Here is a 17296-nt window from a genome sequence, read left to right on the forward strand (position 1 = left end):
AGAGGCAGACCGGATATTAATAATTTAATATGGGCTTTGCCTTGAGAGAACAGACTATTTATTCCGATTTTATATTTTCAGACCGTTTTGCGGAGGGGGAGAGGTGCGGGTGGATGGATTTAAATAGATCTGAAATCAAAAATCGGTGTTATGGAGGTATGTATCCTTTAAGAAGTCAACTGCTTTTGGGCTGGAAGAAAGAATTGTCTTATAAAAATAGCTAAATGAAGGGAATAAATTTTCCTTATATAAGGAAATTGTTGAATTTTCCCTTTATTTATACGTGCTTTTTCTTATATTATATATATTGATAAATGAGTGCGTGGTAGATGGGAATATGCTGGGCGTAGATATGTAAAAAATAATAAGGGAGGATTTTATGAGTCTCGAAGAGAAAAAGATGAAAGTAAAGTTCCATATCCCTGATAATCACAAATTGCATTTTACCACAAGCGTTTGGGGAGGGATAAATGCGAAGGGTATGCTTGAAATTCATTTTCTACATGATAGGCCACCGCTGCCTAAATCTTCTATTGATACCATTGATAATTCAGGACATTTATTGCGTTCTCAAATTAACACTAAAGAATATAATATAGTGAGGTCGGTCCAAACTGGCGTAGTAATGGATGTTGACTCAGCGAAAAATTTAATGAAGTGGCTCAATGAAAAAATTGAGGCATGGGAATTAATGAATAAGGAGAATGGCAATGAACATTAATGTTGAAGGATATAATGCTTCTAGCTATGTTGAATATGGTTTTATACTTGGTCATATTTATACTGTTGGAGTTTTAAGTCAAGCAGATAATAATTTTTCTTTTTCTCAACGCAACATTAATATTGATAATTACAGCTTTTCATCACCTGAAGTGACAATTTTTGTACACGAGATTACCTTGAATGATAAGGTTATAAAACTCAGTTGGCCATTAGTTCTTACTATACAATATATAGAGGATATTGTTACAATATCTAATGATGATTTAAATATATATGCAGTAGGTAATAGTATGGAGCATGCTATCAAGGAATTTAACCATCATTTCTTCCATTTCTTGACTTATTATCGAAATATTCCAGATGATAAGCTGACGGGATATGCAAAGCGCTTAAAGGCATTATTCCAGAAAATAGTCAAAGAGGAAAAAGATGCCAATTCCTAAACGAATAATAGAGAAAAATTTAAGAAAAAAAGGATTTGTCCAAGATAATAATGATCATCGCTACTTCTATCATGAAATAAATGGTAAACGAACAGGTGCCTATGCATTTACTTCCCATGGTTCAAAATATAAAGAATATGATATTAGATTAATTAATGTTTTAAAAAAAGAATTAAAATTAAACACCTTAAAAGAAACAGAGGATCTATTGAAATGTCCAATGGACAGAACAAGATATGAGAAGATATTAAAAAATAAAGGGATATTGTCATAATTTATAGCCTAACACATATTCATCCTAAAAAGTCCCCGTATAAAACCGGGAAGATTTTGTAGTTTCATGGTATTCTTCTTTCAAACAAATAAATGAAACGGGTATTATCATTTTGCAGATGGAAAGGCACTTTTGCAGGTAAATTCATAAATTCAAGATAAGAAGCGTTAGGCGGCATTAGCAAATGTCAAGTAAACTGAACAAAATACTTGACAATATCTAGAAAAGAATTATATTTGTAATATGAATATTGCAAAGAAAATAGAAGAAAAGATTAGTAGTATTGAAAAAGGTAAAACATTTACTTACAAAGACCTCAATATAAAAAAAGAAGAATGTCCGGCGGCCTCAAAAGCAATAGAACGCTTGATTAAGAAAGAAATCATAAAACGAATTTCAACAGGAGTTTTTTATAAACCGAAACAAACGGTTTTCGGAGAATTAAAGCCTGATGAAGAAAAAATAATTACGCCTTATCTATTCAAAAACGGAAGAAGAATAGCCTATATCACAGGATTATTGCTCTACAATAAAATGGGGCTGACTACCCAAATTCCAAAAGAAATAAGTATTGCAAGTAATAAAAAACGGATTTACATATCCAAAGAAAACATAAAAGCAAGTGCCGTAAAAAGTTATGTAGAAGTAACAAATGAAAATTACAAACTGCTTGAACTGCTTGATGCTTTAAAAGATTTTAAAAAGATACCGGATTTGAATAAGAAATCGGCTATTCAAATCTTGACAAATAAAATACTTGAATTAAATAACAAGCAAGAAAAAGAACTAATTGAAATAGCACTTGAATATCCGCCGAGAGTTAGGGCTTTTCTCGGAGCATTACTTGAAAATATTGACAAAAATATAAATGTTAAAACTTTGGATAACAGCCTTAATCCGTTGTCGCAATATAACCTTGGACTTACAAAAGATATTTTACCAACTGTTGAAAAATGGAATATTGGACTTGCAACAAAAAAATGGACAGAAAGTTAAGTTTAAGCAACATTTTTCATTTCCATAAATTGTACAGGTATGAATATCAATACCTCAGTAACATTTATGTTCTTTCGTATAAAATTTCATCTCGTCCTCTTTTTTTAATGTAATTAAACGAATTGAGACTTCTATGATAGGAATATAATCTCAATTGGGGAACCTGCCAACTGTTCCTCCCGCTGTAGCAGGATCCGTAGGTGCAAGAGAGATTAACCGCTAAAATCCCAAAACACGGTTATATATTTAAAAGAAATTATTCCTTGATTTTAATAAATTACTATTCTATATTGACCTATAAGATAGGTCATATAACCTATATCGGAGGTCAATAAAATGTTGGAACCATTATTAGGCTCAAAAAACAGAGAGCGGGTATTGCTGTTTCTTTATTCAAGGGATCAAGGATATGCCCGTGAAATAGCCCGTTTTTATAAAACAGATATTAGTCAAATTCAAAAACAATTAGAAAGATTAGAGATAGGTAACATTATTTATAGTAAAACCTTAGGAAAAACAAGAGTATATTCTTTAAATCCCCGCTATCCCTTTTTAGAAGAGTTACAGGCTCTCCTTGAAAAAGTATTATCTTTTTATCCGGTTGAAGAACGTGAAAAACTCACCCTGTCCCGAAAAAGGCCGAGAAGAAAAGGAAAACCTTTATGAAACATATTAAAGAAATGTCTCTCGGTGAGTTAGCTGCTTATATTTGTACACATCTTCAAAAAAATGGTATTCATTGTGTCCTTACAGGCGGAGCGTGTGTATCAATTTATACGGAAAACAGATATGAATCGTTTGATCTGGATTTTGTTGAAAACGTGGCTTCAAAACGGAAATACATTATTAAAGTACTATCCGAAATTGGATTTAAAGAGGATAATAAATACTTCAAACATGATGATACAAAATATTTTATTGAGTTTCCGGCAGGTCCTCTTGCGATCGGCAGGGAACCTGTTCATGAGCCTGATGTTATAAATTTTGAAACGGGAAAGCTTGTACTGCTTTCACCGACTGATAGTGTAAAAGACAGGCTGGCAGCATATTATCATTGGAATGATAAACAATGCCTTGATCAAGCTGTTTTGATAACAGAAAACAATAATATTGATATTGATGAAATTAAAAGATGGTCTGAACAGGAGGGTAAGCTGTCTGAGTTTGATTCAATTAAAGAAAAATTATTACATCAAAATAAGAACTTATAACATGCAGTAGCGCACTGGCGAAGCTTGAGCGTTTTGTTTTTGGGGAGAGCTTTGGACGGATATTGCCGTTTATAAAAATAAAAGCAGTGGGGATGTTACCGTGCGCTCATTTTAACATTTAACGTGGCTTCGGGACGGCATCAGTTAGCCGCACATCAGAGCCAAAGCTACTTACTGAAAGTCAAGTAAAAAATAAAAGATAATTTTGAATTTATTCTTTGAAAACGATCCCCTTTAAGCTTAAAAAGCATGTACCTTTCCATGAAGTCCGGACGCACCTTGCCTGCTGCAGTCTCAAAGTCATTGCGGATGTACAGTGCTGGTTGTTTTGGAAATGCACTTTATCAAGTAAATTCCGGTTTATTGAAGATAAGAGTCGTTAACATTAAAAAGATATTGCAGTTTCTATAAAAAACAGTATATTTAGATTAGTACCCGTAAAATTATAATGGAACAAAATCAAATGACATTTGAAGATAAAGTAGAGCGAATAACTAAACAATTCAGACAAATAATCGAGAAAAAGTATAATATTCTTGATATGAAATTGTTCGGATCAAGTGCGAGAGGTGATTTTTCGAATACTTCTGATATTGATATTATGGTTAAGCTGCCGATAGTAAATCGAGAAATCGAAGAGGACATGTTTAACATTGCTTATAAGCTTGAGCTTGAATATGATTGTATTATTGATATCATTGTACTCTCTGAGAATATTAAAAGTATTATTCCGTTATGTCAAAATATTGAAAGAGAGGGTGTTGCAATTTGAATAAAGAAGAAAAAAATAATTTAATTCAGTATCGCTTAGAGCGGGCTAATGAATCTTTTAAAGCTGCAAAAATAATGTTTGAAAATAATATGTATATTCCGGCAATGAATAGGATCTATTATTCAATGTTCTATGCAGTACAGGCATTACTGATTTTAAATGAAAGTACATTTTCGAAACATGGACAAGTGAAGGGATTTTTTAACAGAGAATATATCAAAACCGGGATTTTTCCAATAAAATTCGGTAAACTGTTCAGCAAAGTGTTCGAGTATCGTCAGAAGTATGATTATTTGGACCTGATTCTACCCGAAGAGGAACTCATATCAGATTACCTGATCGAAGCAAACACAATAAGATTTCTGAATTTATTGAAATTAAATTAAAATCTTTGTAGCTGCTTTATTTAAAGCAGTCCCGTATAAAATGCTAACCCAAATTTGCTACGGATGCGCCAGCGGCGTTTCGTTCATTAATTTCAATCCGGCTTTTGTGATGTTGATGTGCCGACGCCCGGGATGGGTTTCGTTGAGTGCGGCGGCATATCGTGCTGTTGGCTAAATTTTAATCATTGGTTTGGATAGTATCGGTTTGGTGCGCTGCAGAAATAATCGTTATAACTATGATAAATGTTTGTATATATCTTTTTGGTGTCCAATTTTAATCACTAAAATGACCAAAATATCATTTTGGATTTCATAAATAATTCGATAATCACCAACACGTGATCAAAGTCAACTATTCTTTCTTTTAGCGACAATTAAAATTCCCGTATTAATTGTTGTTGATGATATATCTTAAATTGGTTGTTTTAATAATTTTTTGCTGTTTTTTAGATTGTTCAAGACGATAGCTTTCTATGTTCAGTTCCAAAATTACACTGTGATGAACCATGCGGCCAATCCTGCTATAGTCTCAAAGTCATTGCGGATGTGCTGTGCCGGTTGTTTAAGCTTCCCTGCCCGAGTTTAAAGCGGAAACCGTTGTAAGAACTTTTAGAAGAAAAGGATTTCCCGACAGGAATTTAAATAAATTTAAATGAAATAAATTGCCTTTTAACTCTTAATATTGTAATTTTATAGTATTCTCCTTTCAAATAAATAAATGAAACGGGTATTATCATTTTGCAGATGGAAAGGCACTTTTTCAAGTAAATTTATAAATTCAAGATAAGAATCGTTATGCACAATAAAAATGACCAGCAACGTTCTGATAACAAAAATGATATGAGAAGAATAGGATTAATAATATTTATCGGATTGATTTCACCATTTATTTATGGTCAAAATCTCGAAACGAACCTGACACTTGCCCCATTAATGACGTTTAAAAGTAACCAGACAACTGCAAGTGAAATTGCATTCGGATTCTCTGTTTCTATACAGGAATTTTATAATCTGACTGATAATTTTGCTATTGGCTCGGAGATTATGTATTCATTTGAAAACTATAAATTGACAAGAGATTTTGAAGGTGATGGAATACCTGAATCATTTCCGTATTACGAGAGTAAATTAACAAATCATTCGTTAAAGGCGAGCGGACACAAAAAATCAGCAATAAAAATTCGATAAAATAATTCTGCAAACTGACATAAAAACAATATTTTTGTAGGAAAAGAAAATAAATGCAAGAAAGTCAGAATATTGAGTGGAAAGAAATTTGGAAAGATGAGTATCTGAAATGGATTTGTGGTTTCGCAAATGCAAACGGAGGAAGAATATTTATCGGGAAAAATGACAAAGGCGAAATTATCGGACTGAAAAATTCAAAAAAACTTCTTGAAGACTTACCAAACAAAATACAAAATCATCTTGGAATTCTATGCGATGTAATTTTACACGAAAAAAATGAAAAACAATACATCGAAATAGTTGTAAGACCTTACGAGGTGCCAATTTCCTATCAAGGCAAATATTATTATCGTAGTGGTAGCACAAAACAAGAATTAAAAGGAAATGCGTTAAATGAATTTTTACTCAAAAAAGCAGGAAAAACTTGGGACGATATTATTGAACCAAAAGCCACATTTGAAGATATTGATTTAAAGGCAATTGGAACATTTAAAGAAAGTGCATTCCAAAGTAAAAGAATGACTTACATTAAAATTGAAAAAAACATCAATGTAATACTTGATAACTTATTGCTTTTAGAAAATAATCAATTGAAACGTGCAGCAGTATTGCTTTTCGGAAAAAATCCAAATAGATTTTACATTAACGCATTCGTAAAAATAGGAAGATTTGGCAAAACTTCTGACGAATTACTTTTTCAAGAAATAGTTGAAGGGAATATTTTTGAGTTAGCAGATAAAACCCTTGATATTCTTGATAAAAAGTTTTTGATAGCGAAAATTTCTTATGAAAGATTACATCGCGTTGAAAAATGGGAATATCCATATAAAGCAATTCGGGAAGCGATAATAAATGCCATTGTCCATCGAGATTATATGGGAGCACCTATCCAAATAAGTGTTTATGATGATAAGATTATTGTTTGGAACGAAGGTTCGCTACCTGATGATTTGACTATTGAAGACTTAAAAACACAACATTCTTCAAGACCACATAATCCTATTTTGGCAAGTGCTTTTTTCAAAGGCGGATTAATTGAAGCTTGGGGACGAGGAACTGTAAAAATAATCAACGAATGTAAAAATGCAGGATTACCCGAACCGATTATTGAAAGTGTATTTGGAGGAATACAAGTTACATTATTTAAAAATCAATTGGATAGAACAAAACTCATTGAATTGGGATTAAACAATAGACAAATAAAAGCGATTGAATATCTAAAAGAAAATATTAAAATTACAAATAGTGAATATCAAAAACTTAATTCTGTATCAAAAGCAACGGCGACAAGAGATTTAACAGAATTATTTGATAAATATAAATTAATTGTAAAGAAAGGTGAAACAGGAATAGGAACTTATTATGAATTGAAAGGGTTCAAAAAGGGCTCATAGGGCTCATAATGGGCTCAAAGAGGGATAATGAAGAAATCCGGCACAGAACAATGTATATAAGGCATTGGGCGGCAAGTAGTTAAGTTGAAAGATTATGAATATAAATAAACGGCATAGTAAATTGAAAAGTTGGAGTTATAAAACACCCAACGCCTCATATACTCACCGTTGTGGGCAAGCAAAGGAATAGCAAAAGCATATTATGTTTTTAAGGAAAAAATAAAAATATGAGTAAAGAAAAAATATCCATACGTTTTTTTGATGACAGAGAAGTTCGTGCTATTTGGGACGAAAAAAACTCAAAATGGTGGTTTTCTGTTTTGGATATTGTTGCTGTGCTGACTGACCAAGATGATTATAATAAAACTCGCAACTATTGGAAATACCTTAAAGCCAAGTTGAAGAAAGAAAACAGTCAAGTGGTTAGTGCCACTACCCAGTTGAAAATTCTTGCACCTGATGGGAAAAAGCGTTTATCTGACATGTTAGATTATAATGGGATTATTGCATTAGGTAAGGAATTTCCAAGCAAAAAAGCAAATAGGTTTATAGAATGGTTCACTTATAGCGAAAATAGTATAGACGGGAAAAGTAAAACAAAAGCATATTCTTTGTTTGAAAGTTCTTTTATCGATAGTATTGAAGTTGGAACAACGAAAGGATTACAACAAATTCACGCTTATTTGTTTGGTGGATTATATGATTTTGCAGGGCAAATCAGACAAAAAAATATTTCAAAAGGTGGTTTTCAATTTGCTGTATCACGCTTTTTAGGCGAAACATTAAAGCAGATAGAAGCAATGCCAGAAACTACATTTGACAATATTATAAATAAATATGTAGAAATAAATATTGCACACCCTTTTATGGAAGGTAATGGACGAAGCTCCCGTATATGGTTGGATTTGATATTAAAAAAACGTTTGGGAAAATGTGTCGATTGGAGTAAAATAAGCAAAAGAGATTATATGGACGCAATGAAACAAAGTCCGATAAACAGTAATACTTTAAAAGACCTTTTGAAAAAAGCTTTAACTGATAGAATAAATGACCGTGAAACATTTATGAAAGGGATTGATTATTCATATTATTATGAAGAAAATGAGTAAAATAAAAGTTGTAATAATAAAAAAGCCAGCCCACAACAATGTATATAAAGCATTGGGCGATAAGTGACTAAATTAAATTTTATGAATATAAGCAAACGGCATAGTAAATTGAAAGTGAACATCTTTAAACTGCGGCATGTACCATAGCCCAACCGTTAAAAACAAAAAAGTAATATAGAAAAAATGTATAACCCATATTTATCCTAAAAAGTCCCCGATAAACCGGGGCAGGCATCTCAAGGTTTTGTAGTTTCATGGTATTCTCCTTTCAATCAAATAAATGAAACAGGTATTATCATTTTGCAGATGGCAAGGCACTTTTTTAAGTACATTCCGGTTTATTCAAGATAAGAATTGTTAACATTAAAAAGATATTGCAGTTTCTATAAAAAGCAGTATATTTAGATTAGTACCCATAAAATTATAATGGGACAAAATCAAATGACATTTGAAGATAAAGTAGAGCGAATAACTAAACAATTCAGACAAATAATCGAGAAAAAGTATAATATTCTTGATATGAAATTGTTCGGATCAAGTGCGAGAGGTGATTTTTCAAATACCTCTGATATTGATATCATGGTTAAGCTGCCGATAGTAAATCGAGAAATCGAAGAGGACATGTTTAACATTGATTTATTGAAAATTTTTGCTCACCCTACAAATAATTAAACGAAAACAGTAATGAAAAACAACCAACTAATAATATATCAAACCGAAGACGGTAAGGTCAAAATAGAAACCCATTTTGAGAATGAGACTGTTTGGCTTAATCAGGCCCAGATAGGCGAACTTTTTCAAAAGTCTAAAAAAACCATTTCTGAGCATATTCGTAATATTTTTAATGATGGAGAGTTGGAAGAAGAACTGGTTGTCCGGAATTTCCGGACAACCACTCAGCACGGTGCTATTGAGGGGAAAACTCAAACAAGGGAGGTTAAATATTACAATCTTGATGTGATTATTTCGGTTGGTTACAGGGTAAAATCACACAGAGGTGTACATTTTAGGAAATGGGCAACAGCACTTATCAAAGAGTATCTGATAAAAGGCTTTGCAATGAACGATGAACTGCTAAAAGAGGCAGGAGGCGGGAACTACTTTGATGAACTTTTGGCTCGTATTCGTGATATTCGTTCATCAGAAAAGGTATTCTGGCGAAAGGTTTTGGATATTTATGCCACAAGCATAGATTACGACCCAAATACTGAACAATCAATAGAGTTTTTCAAAACAGTACAAAATAAAATACACTGGGCAAGTCACGGAGAAACAGCAGCAGAAACAATCTATAAACGAGTAAATGCTTCAAAAAAACATATTGGGCTAACTAATTTCAAAGGTGAAATACCTACAAAACAAGAGGCCGAAATTGCTAAAAATTATTTATCGGAAGATGAATTAAATATTTTGAATAGAATGGTAACCGCATTTTTGGAAATTGCAGAAATTCAGGCGTTAGACCGTACGCCAATGTATATGACTGATTGGATTAAGCAGTTAGATACTTTCTTAAAAATGACAAATAAAGATATTTTGCAGCATTCAGGAACAATAAGTCATCAAAAAGCCATAGAAAAAGCCCATAGCGAATACGAAAAATATAAAGAGAAAATAAAGAACAGAATCACGCAAGTAGAAAAAGATTTTATAAAACAGATTGAAGATAGTACTAAAAGGTTAAAAAATGGGTAAGTTCACGGAGGAACAACTGGAACAGGCTTTTATTGAGCTTTTAGGAAATGAGGGCTTTCCACATTTCTTGGGTAATACTATTTCCCGAGCTATTGCGGATGTGCTGTGCCGGTTGTTTAACCTTCCTTTTAAAATACAATTAAAAGCTTTACATATTGTACGGAATTTTGTACATTTTAGAAGATTAAATTTGTACAAAAGGAGAGTTCAATGCAAAGAATTAACTTAGATACTGACATTCGGCCTTTATCCGATTTTCGCGCAAATGTATCCTCAATAATTGAAGAAATTAAAAGGACAAAACGGCCAGTAGTTTTAACACAACATGGTAGAAGTGCTGCTGTAATAATTGATGTGGGAGAGTATGAACGAATACTGGAAAAGCTTGAACTGTTAAGTGATATCCAAATTGCTGAGAACCAATTAGAAAGCGGTAAAGGCCTCTCACATGATCAAGCCAAAAAACAAATATTAAATAGGCTTAAGTCATGAGAATTATCTGGTCCCCACTCGCTGTGGCGCGAATCGAAGAGATATCAGATTATATTGCACTTGATAATATTGAAGCATCAATCAAGTGGGTAGAAGATGTTTTTCAATTAGTTGACAACCTGAGAGATTATCCTGAGAGCGGGAGAGTCGTTCCGGAAATAGATAAAGAAAGCATACGTGAAATTATTTTCGGAAACTATAGAATAGTTTACAATGTGGATATTGAAATAATATCAATATTAACGGTGCGGAATTTTAAACAGATATTGCCACCTGAAGATGTCAATTAATGCTGAGAAAGGTATATCCAAAGTCTGAAGTTGACCTATCCGTAGATTTTCATGTTAGCGCCAAAAAAGCCTTGCCATTTGAGTAATAATGGTATATATTTTATACTATATATAGTTTTGAATTTGATAAAAATAAGAGCGTTTCAAATTTGAAAAAACATGGGATTGATCTTGTCGAAGCCCAAAAACTCTGGTATTACCCTGACCTCATTGAAATCAAAGCAAAATGTAATAATGAGCTACGATTTTTAATAGTTGCCAAAATTAAAAGAAAACTTTGGTCTGCTATCATCGCTTATCGTAAAGACAAAATTAGAATAATATCTGTAAGGCGCTCCAGAAACTCGGAGGTAGAACTTTATGAAGCCTGAAGAGTTTGACAATAAATCTGATGATAACAAAGAAGATGTAATTGATGATCTTGATTTAGCATCTTTATGTCCTGCAACATCTTAAGTTTGTTGTATAAATATGAAAAATTACCACCTCTTTTTCGGAAGAACCAAAACTTTTAACAAGGAAATATCAAAATGAAAAAGATTATATCAGACGATGTTAACAGCAGGCTTGATGCGCTTATCAAAAAAACGGAAAAACGTACAGGCGCACAGATTGTTCTCGCTGTTATCCGGCGCAGTGACAGTTATGCAGAACTGCCGTGGAAAGCCTTTGCTTTGGGAGCATCCATTGCCGGCCTGCTGGTTTTTATTCTGAATATGCCTTTTAATGACTGGTCATTGCAGATAGCAAAGCTTTTTATTACTGCAGTTATCCTGGCAAGCGGAGCCTTTTTTGCACTTTTGACTATTATTATACCGGGATTTGCAAGGCATTTTTTGTCTGCAGACAGAGCAGACCTGGAAGTAAGGCAGTATGCTAAATCTCTGTTTCTGGAACGCGGGCTGTTTGCAACACGCAGAAGAACAGGCATCCTGTTTCTTGTAAGCCTGTTCGAACGGAAAGTGGTTATTCTTCCTGATAAGGGGCTGGACAGCGAGTTAACAGAAGAAACCATGCAGAGCATAATCACATCAATGATTCCGTTTCTTAAAAGAAAAGAGATATACAGGGCATTTGAAACCGGTATGGAACAACTGTCCGGTGTTCTGAAATCTGAATCTCGGGGTACAGGTGAAAATGAACTGCCTGATGAAATCATAGAGGAGAAGGGTGTATGAAGATCTCATTACGAATCTTTCTGCTTGCTGTAATTTTTCTGTCTAACTCAATTCTCGCAGGAGATGATGTCCCTTACCTGACAGGAAGGGTCACTGATAACGCACAGATCCTTTCTCAGGAGACATGCCGATTACTGACTGAAAGTCTTAAAGACCACGAGAACCGCACAGGCAATCAAATTGCAGTTCTTACGGTTCCTTCACTTAATGGTGAAAATATTGAAGATTATGCTGTTAAGGTTTTTGATGAATGGAAGCTGGGGCAGAAAGGAAAGGATAACGGGCTCCTCATTATAATTGCCCCGAATGATCGGCGTATGCGCATAGAGGTCGGATACGGGCTTGAGGGTACTTTAACTGATGGTACGGCAGGGCAGATAATTCATACGATTATGACTCCGAAATTCAGGAATGGTGATTATAACGGAGGTGTTACAGCCGGCGTTAAGGCTGTGATGGCAGTTCTTGAGGAAGGACAACTACCATCTGCAGGGCCACGAACAGAAAAGACAAACTCTTTTAATGTTGAAGAGCCGGTAATGTCAATCAAGCAGCGTATTCTTATGGGTGCTTTTGTTTTCGGTATTATCGGAATTTTTACTGTGATAGGAATTGTTACTCCGGGTATTGGCTGGTTTCTTTACGTGTTTCTCATCCCATTCTGGGCAATGTTCCCAATTGCGATTCTCGGTACTACAGGTGCACTAATATGTCTGATTACATACTTGATTGTTTTTCCTGTATTAAAATTATTTTTCAGAAAATCAAAATGGTATAAGAAAGCCAAAAAAGATCTGCGAACCAAGGGAAGAGCCTCTATCGGCGGTTTCAGGTTCACATCGGGCGGATCAGGCAGTTCCTGGTCTTCAGGCAGCTCGAGTTTTTCCGGCGGCGGCGGATCCTCTGGCGGGGGCGGTGCTTCAGGGAGCTGGTAGAGATTGAAATTTTGTTAATTATTGTTTTCAGGACATTATCTCTCTGAATTTACGGTGTATCCCGATAGGAGATAAAATATCCTGACAAAATAAATTTAATTAGAGGCTGTATCAAAAGTCCCGAACCTGTCATTGCGATTCCGGCTTGCCGGAAGAAGCAATCTCCTTAACAAACTTACTGTTTCGAACAAAAAAAACTTGCATCAGAAAGAATAAAATAGTATAATTCCATTTGGAAATCCCCCTTTTCCGCACAATTTCGTATAAAAATAATTCGGCAGATATATCTTGTTCCGGTTTTGCGCAATTTTTATTCTGCCTGTCTGCTGATTTCTTAAGAAATTATATATCCGTAACGGATTCATGGAGGTTAAAAAGTGATTCGTAAATTCATGCTGATTTGTTTAATATTTTCGATTTATGCTGTCTGGGCCCAGCAGGCGGATCTCTATCAGATAAACAAAATGCCTGACAAACCGGAACCATACCTGATGAGAAACTGGAAAGCTGTGGCAATGGGGTTTGACTCTCTGGTGTTTAACATGAGCCTGACAGGAGTCTATCTGCCTCTGATTTGGGTAGATGGTGGCGGAATTAACTATCCTGCTCATCAGAGGTTCGGAATACCCTCTTATGTAGGGTCTTCAGGTGCGGAAGCTATCACTGTTCTGCCTGCTGTAATCGGAGCTACTCTGTGCGGCATAGACAAAAGCAGTCAGAACGGGTATAACTATGTGCTGATGTGTGAAGAGTTTTTTAACCGGCGTGCTCAGGAAAATGTATATCTGAATAATTTTGTTTCAAACAGCGGCGGAGACTGGTGGTACGACACAATGCCGAACATCTTTTTCTATCAGCTTGCAGACCTGTATCCACACACAGGTGACTTTGATTTTCAGTTTACAAAAGTTGCAGACAGGTGGTTAGAAGCAGTTAAAACTATGGGAGGAAGCGCTGGTCCGTGGAATCCTGCATTTATGAACTATAGGGCGTGGGCTCTGTCTACAATGACACCGCTTGATGTGGGCGTAGAAGAGCCTGAAGCTGCAGGTGCAATAGCATGGATTCTGTATAATGCCTTTATTGAAACAGGAGAGGATAAATACAGGCTTGGAGCTGAGTGGTGCATGGAATTTTTAAATTCCCTTTCATCCGGTTCCAATCCTGGATATGAGCTGCAGCTTCCGTACGGGGTATACACAGCAGCGCGTATGAATGCAGAACTGGGTACAGCTTACAACATCACAAAAATGATGGAGTGGTGCTTTGATCCGAGGGACAATGTACGCAACTGGGGTGCTACTGTCGGCAAATGGGGCGGTTATGACTGTGCAGGGCTTATAGGAGAAGCAAAGTTTACAGGATATGCTTTTGCAATGAACGGTTTTGAACAGGCCGGCGCACTTGTACCTGCAGTCCGGTATGATGACAGATTTGCGGGAGCCATTGGAAAGTGGGTGCTTAACCTGGCAAATGCGTCCCGCCTGTTTTACACAAACTATCTTCCTGATGACCATCAGGACAGCGAAGAGTGGTCCCATGTTTATGATCCTGATTCTTATATTGCTCATGAGGCTCTGCGGGAATACGGACTGAATCCCGAAATTTCTCCATTTGCAACAGGCGATGCTGTACGCAGTGGCTGGGCACCTACAAATTTTGCCTTATACGGAGCCTCTCATGTTGGAATCCTCGGAGGACTTATTGATACAACGAATGTGAGCATGATTTTAAAACTAAACATGAACAAAACAGATTATTATCAGGATTCCGCATATCCGACTTATCTTCTGTACAATCCGTATGAAGAGGATAAAACTGTTGATATTGTCCTGGAACAGAACGAAAATTTTGACTTGTACGATGCAGTTTCAAATCAGTTTATTGAGAGAGGCGCAAGCGGCACAGCATCTTTTTCTATCCCTTCAAAGTCCGCGTGTGTTGTTGTAGAAACACCTTCAGGCGGGACTGTAACATACGAGCAGGACAAAATGCTTGTTGACAATGTTGTAGTTGATTTTAATTCCGGCCGGACAGTTTCCAACTATAAACCACGTATTAAAGGCATTGCTTCCGAACCGGAGATCATTCTGACAGGTTCAGATGCTGCACTTTATTGTACGGCAGAGGACAGAGACGGAGATCCGTTAAGCTATCAGTGGAAGGTATCAGGAAGTGTACTCCCCTATAATCAACCGTCTTTTCAATGGACAGGTACGGACATCGGGACCTATACATTTACATGCACTGTAAATGACGGCCGAGGGGGCAGGGACAGTGCATCTGTCTCTGTTGAAGTTACAGATTTTATTAATCATGTACCTGTGATTGACAGCTTAAAAGCAGACCCCCGTAAGCTTAATCACGGAGATGAGAGCAGATTGATTTGTTATGCATCTGATCCGGACGGTGAAAACCTGTCCTATGCGTGGAATGCCGAATCAGGAACTATTAAACAAAATGATTCTACAGCAGTCTGGACTGCACCTTCAGAAGATGGGTTTTATTACATATTCTGCACAGTTGAAGACGGGCATAACGGGACTGCTGAAGACAGCATAGGAATTCTGGTACAGGATTCGACAAATATCAGCCTCGGTTTTCCGGTGCTCTATCTTCCTTTTAACGGCAATGCTGATGATGAGAGCGGAAATGACCACAACGGTACTGTAAAAGGCGCACTGCTGTGTGCTGACAGGTTCGGCAATTCCGAACAGGCATATTCCTTTAACGGTTCATTTGATCTTATTCAGGTAGAGAATAAACCGGATCTTAATTTCCAGGATGCAGTATCCGTCAGTTTCTGGATGAAGCCTGAAAAGCTGTACACAGACCGTGAATCTTATCCCATATCCCACGGCAACTGGGTGAACAGGTGGAAAATTTCCATAACTCCTGAAAAGAAATTAAGATGGACAGTGAAAACAGATAAGGGGATAAAGGACATAGATTCTCAGGCTGTACTTGAAGAAGGAACCTATTATTATGTTACAGCTCTTTATAACGGATCTGATATGAGCCTCTATTTAAACGGTATAAAGAGCGCTCAGGCAGCATTTAAGGGAAAAATTGCAAAAACAAGCCTGGATTTGACAATCGGCCAGCATGTTCCGGAACAGGCCAAATACAATTTTAACGGAGTACTTGATGAGATCAGGATTTACAACTACGCTGTTTCGGATGATGTGATAAAGAATCTGTACAATGAATTCACGTTTGTTGCAGATAATCATGCTGTTCTTCCTGTGTGTACCCGCCTGCTGCCGAATTATCCGAATCCATTTAATTCCTGTACTGCAATAGGATTTCAGATAAAGCACGGGGGAAATGTCCGCATTGAGATTTTTAACCTTCTGGGGCAGGCTGTGAAAATTCTGATTAATCAGAAAAAGGATGCGGGGAATTATACAGTAGAGTGGGATGGAACAGACACCCGGGGAATGTCCGTATCGTCCGGTATTTACATCTGCCTGATGCAGGCAAACGGGCAGATTTTGCGAAGGAAGCTTCTGCTGCTGGAGTAAATGAGATTAAATTTAATAAAACGGAAAAAAAGATGAACAGAGTAAAACTACAAGTAATTCTGCTGATAATCGGAGCGGGCCTGTTTGTATTATGCACGAGACATGCAGGACAAAAAAGCAGAGTGCTGGCAGAAGTTGACAGCAGGATAATAACTGAATCTGATTTTGTACAGCGGGTTGAATTAAGCCCCCTTCCGCCGGATATTAATATCCGGACTTTCCGCGGCAGAGAAGATGCTTTGGATCTTCTGATTGCAGAAAAACTATTTGCCATTGAAGCTGAAAAAGCCGGACTGCAGAATGACCCGGTTTTTTTACACAAGATAGAAAATGTTAAAAGGTCAGCAGTCAGGCGTGAACTTTACAGAGATGTTGTGCAGAAGAAGGTGAAAATCAGCGAAGAGGATTTGAAAAAAGCATTTAACAGGATGAATGAGAAAAATATTGTTCGTTTTGTGCAGTCAAAAGATATAAACAGAATTAATTTATGGCACAGATTGCTTAATGACGGTATGCCTTTTGATACCTTGCTTAATAAAATTGCCGGGAAAAAAGTAAGTGAAAAATTTAACAGAATTGAATTTACCTGGGGCCAGGCAGAACCTGTAATTGAAGATGCTGCTCATAATCTGAATAAAGGTGAAGTGTCTGAAATTTTGAAAGTATCAAACGGATATATAATTCTG

At 36.0% G+C, this 17296-nt stretch carries 21 protein-coding genes; 20 read left to right on the top strand and 1 reads right to left on the bottom strand.

What is annotated here, in order from left to right; translation table 11 throughout:
* Window positions 1-379: 379 nt before the first annotated feature.
* The 8 genes from J7K93_12995 to J7K93_13030 all read left to right on the top strand — a co-directional run bounded on the left by J7K93_12995 (window position 380) and on the right by J7K93_13030 (window position 4805).
* Window positions 380-721: a hypothetical protein gene (locus J7K93_12995; protein MCD6117926.1), complete on the top strand. Its 342-nt coding sequence runs from the start codon at window positions 380-382 to the stop codon at window positions 719-721.
* Window positions 711-1166, top strand: coding sequence for a hypothetical protein (locus J7K93_13000; GenBank protein MCD6117927.1), 456 nt, complete (start codon window positions 711-713; stop codon window positions 1164-1166). Before J7K93_12995 ends, J7K93_13000 begins: the two co-directional genes overlap by 11 nt.
* Window positions 1153-1440 carry a hypothetical protein gene (locus J7K93_13005; protein ID MCD6117928.1) on the top strand — a complete coding sequence of 96 codons (288 nt, stop codon included), beginning with the start codon at window positions 1153-1155 and terminating at the stop codon, window positions 1438-1440. Before J7K93_13000 ends, J7K93_13005 begins: the two co-directional genes overlap by 14 nt.
* A gap of 243 nt (window positions 1441-1683) precedes the next feature.
* Window positions 1684-2436, top strand: coding sequence for a hypothetical protein (locus J7K93_13010; protein ID MCD6117929.1), 753 nt, complete (start codon window positions 1684-1686; stop codon window positions 2434-2436).
* A gap of 336 nt (window positions 2437-2772) precedes the next feature.
* Window positions 2773-3102: a winged helix-turn-helix transcriptional regulator gene (locus tag J7K93_13015; GenBank protein ID MCD6117930.1), complete on the top strand. Its 330-nt coding sequence runs from the start codon at window positions 2773-2775 to the stop codon at window positions 3100-3102.
* Complete coding sequence (locus J7K93_13020) at window positions 3099-3647, top strand: hypothetical protein (GenBank protein MCD6117931.1); 549 nt, start codon at window positions 3099-3101, stop codon at window positions 3645-3647. The genes J7K93_13015 and J7K93_13020 overlap by 4 nt, the downstream gene beginning before the upstream one ends.
* A 463-nt stretch (window positions 3648-4110) precedes the next feature.
* Window positions 4111-4419: a nucleotidyltransferase domain-containing protein gene (locus J7K93_13025; protein MCD6117932.1), complete on the top strand. Its 309-nt coding sequence runs from the start codon at window positions 4111-4113 to the stop codon at window positions 4417-4419.
* Window positions 4416-4805: a HEPN domain-containing protein gene (locus J7K93_13030; protein ID MCD6117933.1), complete on the top strand. Its 390-nt coding sequence runs from the start codon at window positions 4416-4418 to the stop codon at window positions 4803-4805. The genes J7K93_13025 and J7K93_13030 overlap by 4 nt, the downstream gene beginning before the upstream one ends.
* A gap of 234 nt (window positions 4806-5039) precedes the next feature.
* Here J7K93_13030 and J7K93_13035 read toward each other — a convergent pair whose 3' ends face one another.
* Entirely contained in the window at window positions 5040-5126 is an 87-nt protein-coding gene (locus J7K93_13035; GenBank protein ID MCD6117934.1) for a hypothetical protein, read from the bottom strand.
* A gap of 474 nt (window positions 5127-5600) precedes the next feature.
* On the opposite strand from J7K93_13035, the gene J7K93_13040 reads away from it, so the two are divergent.
* The 12 genes from J7K93_13040 to J7K93_13095 all read left to right on the top strand — a co-directional run.
* Window positions 5601-5993 (top strand): hypothetical protein, encoded by a 393-nt coding sequence (locus J7K93_13040; protein ID MCD6117935.1) that lies wholly within the window; start codon window positions 5601-5603, stop codon window positions 5991-5993.
* Between the two features lie 53 nt (window positions 5994-6046).
* Window positions 6047-7387 (top strand): putative DNA binding domain-containing protein, encoded by a 1341-nt coding sequence (locus J7K93_13045; GenBank protein ID MCD6117936.1) that lies wholly within the window; start codon window positions 6047-6049, stop codon window positions 7385-7387.
* A 227-nt stretch (window positions 7388-7614) separates the two neighbouring features.
* Window positions 7615-8496, top strand: coding sequence for a Fic family protein (locus J7K93_13050; GenBank protein ID MCD6117937.1), 882 nt, complete (start codon window positions 7615-7617; stop codon window positions 8494-8496).
* A 441-nt stretch (window positions 8497-8937) separates the two neighbouring features.
* A complete protein-coding gene (locus J7K93_13055; GenBank protein MCD6117938.1) occupies window positions 8938-9168 on the top strand; it encodes a nucleotidyltransferase domain-containing protein in 231 nt (76 codons plus the stop codon).
* Window positions 9169-9180: 12 nt separating this feature from the next.
* Window positions 9181-10191: a virulence RhuM family protein gene (locus J7K93_13060; GenBank protein ID MCD6117939.1), complete on the top strand. Its 1011-nt coding sequence runs from the start codon at window positions 9181-9183 to the stop codon at window positions 10189-10191.
* A 210-nt stretch (window positions 10192-10401) separates the two neighbouring features.
* Window positions 10402-10683: a type II toxin-antitoxin system Phd/YefM family antitoxin gene (locus J7K93_13065; GenBank protein MCD6117940.1), complete on the top strand. Its 282-nt coding sequence runs from the start codon at window positions 10402-10404 to the stop codon at window positions 10681-10683.
* Window positions 10680-10973, top strand: coding sequence for a type II toxin-antitoxin system RelE/ParE family toxin (locus J7K93_13070; GenBank protein MCD6117941.1), 294 nt, complete (start codon window positions 10680-10682; stop codon window positions 10971-10973). The genes J7K93_13065 and J7K93_13070 overlap by 4 nt, the downstream gene beginning before the upstream one ends.
* A 107-nt stretch (window positions 10974-11080) precedes the next feature.
* Window positions 11081-11344: a BrnT family toxin gene (locus J7K93_13075; GenBank protein MCD6117942.1), complete on the top strand. Its 264-nt coding sequence runs from the start codon at window positions 11081-11083 to the stop codon at window positions 11342-11344.
* A gap of 159 nt (window positions 11345-11503) precedes the next feature.
* A complete protein-coding gene (locus tag J7K93_13080; GenBank protein ID MCD6117943.1) occupies window positions 11504-12151 on the top strand; it encodes a TPM domain-containing protein in 648 nt (215 codons plus the stop codon).
* Window positions 12148-13086: a YgcG family protein gene (locus J7K93_13085; protein ID MCD6117944.1), complete on the top strand. Its 939-nt coding sequence runs from the start codon at window positions 12148-12150 to the stop codon at window positions 13084-13086. Before J7K93_13080 ends, J7K93_13085 begins: the two co-directional genes overlap by 4 nt.
* Window positions 13087-13463: 377 nt before the next feature.
* Window positions 13464-16610, top strand: coding sequence for a T9SS type A sorting domain-containing protein (locus J7K93_13090; protein MCD6117945.1), 3147 nt, complete (start codon window positions 13464-13466; stop codon window positions 16608-16610).
* 32 nt (window positions 16611-16642) lie between these two features.
* On the top strand, window positions 16643-17296 hold a 654-nt coding region (locus J7K93_13095), incomplete at its 3' end, for a hypothetical protein (GenBank protein ID MCD6117946.1).

This window comes from bacterium, assembly GCA_021158245.1.
In the GTDB taxonomy this organism is placed as follows: Bacteria; Zhuqueibacterota; QNDG01; order QNDG01; family QNDG01; genus QNDG01.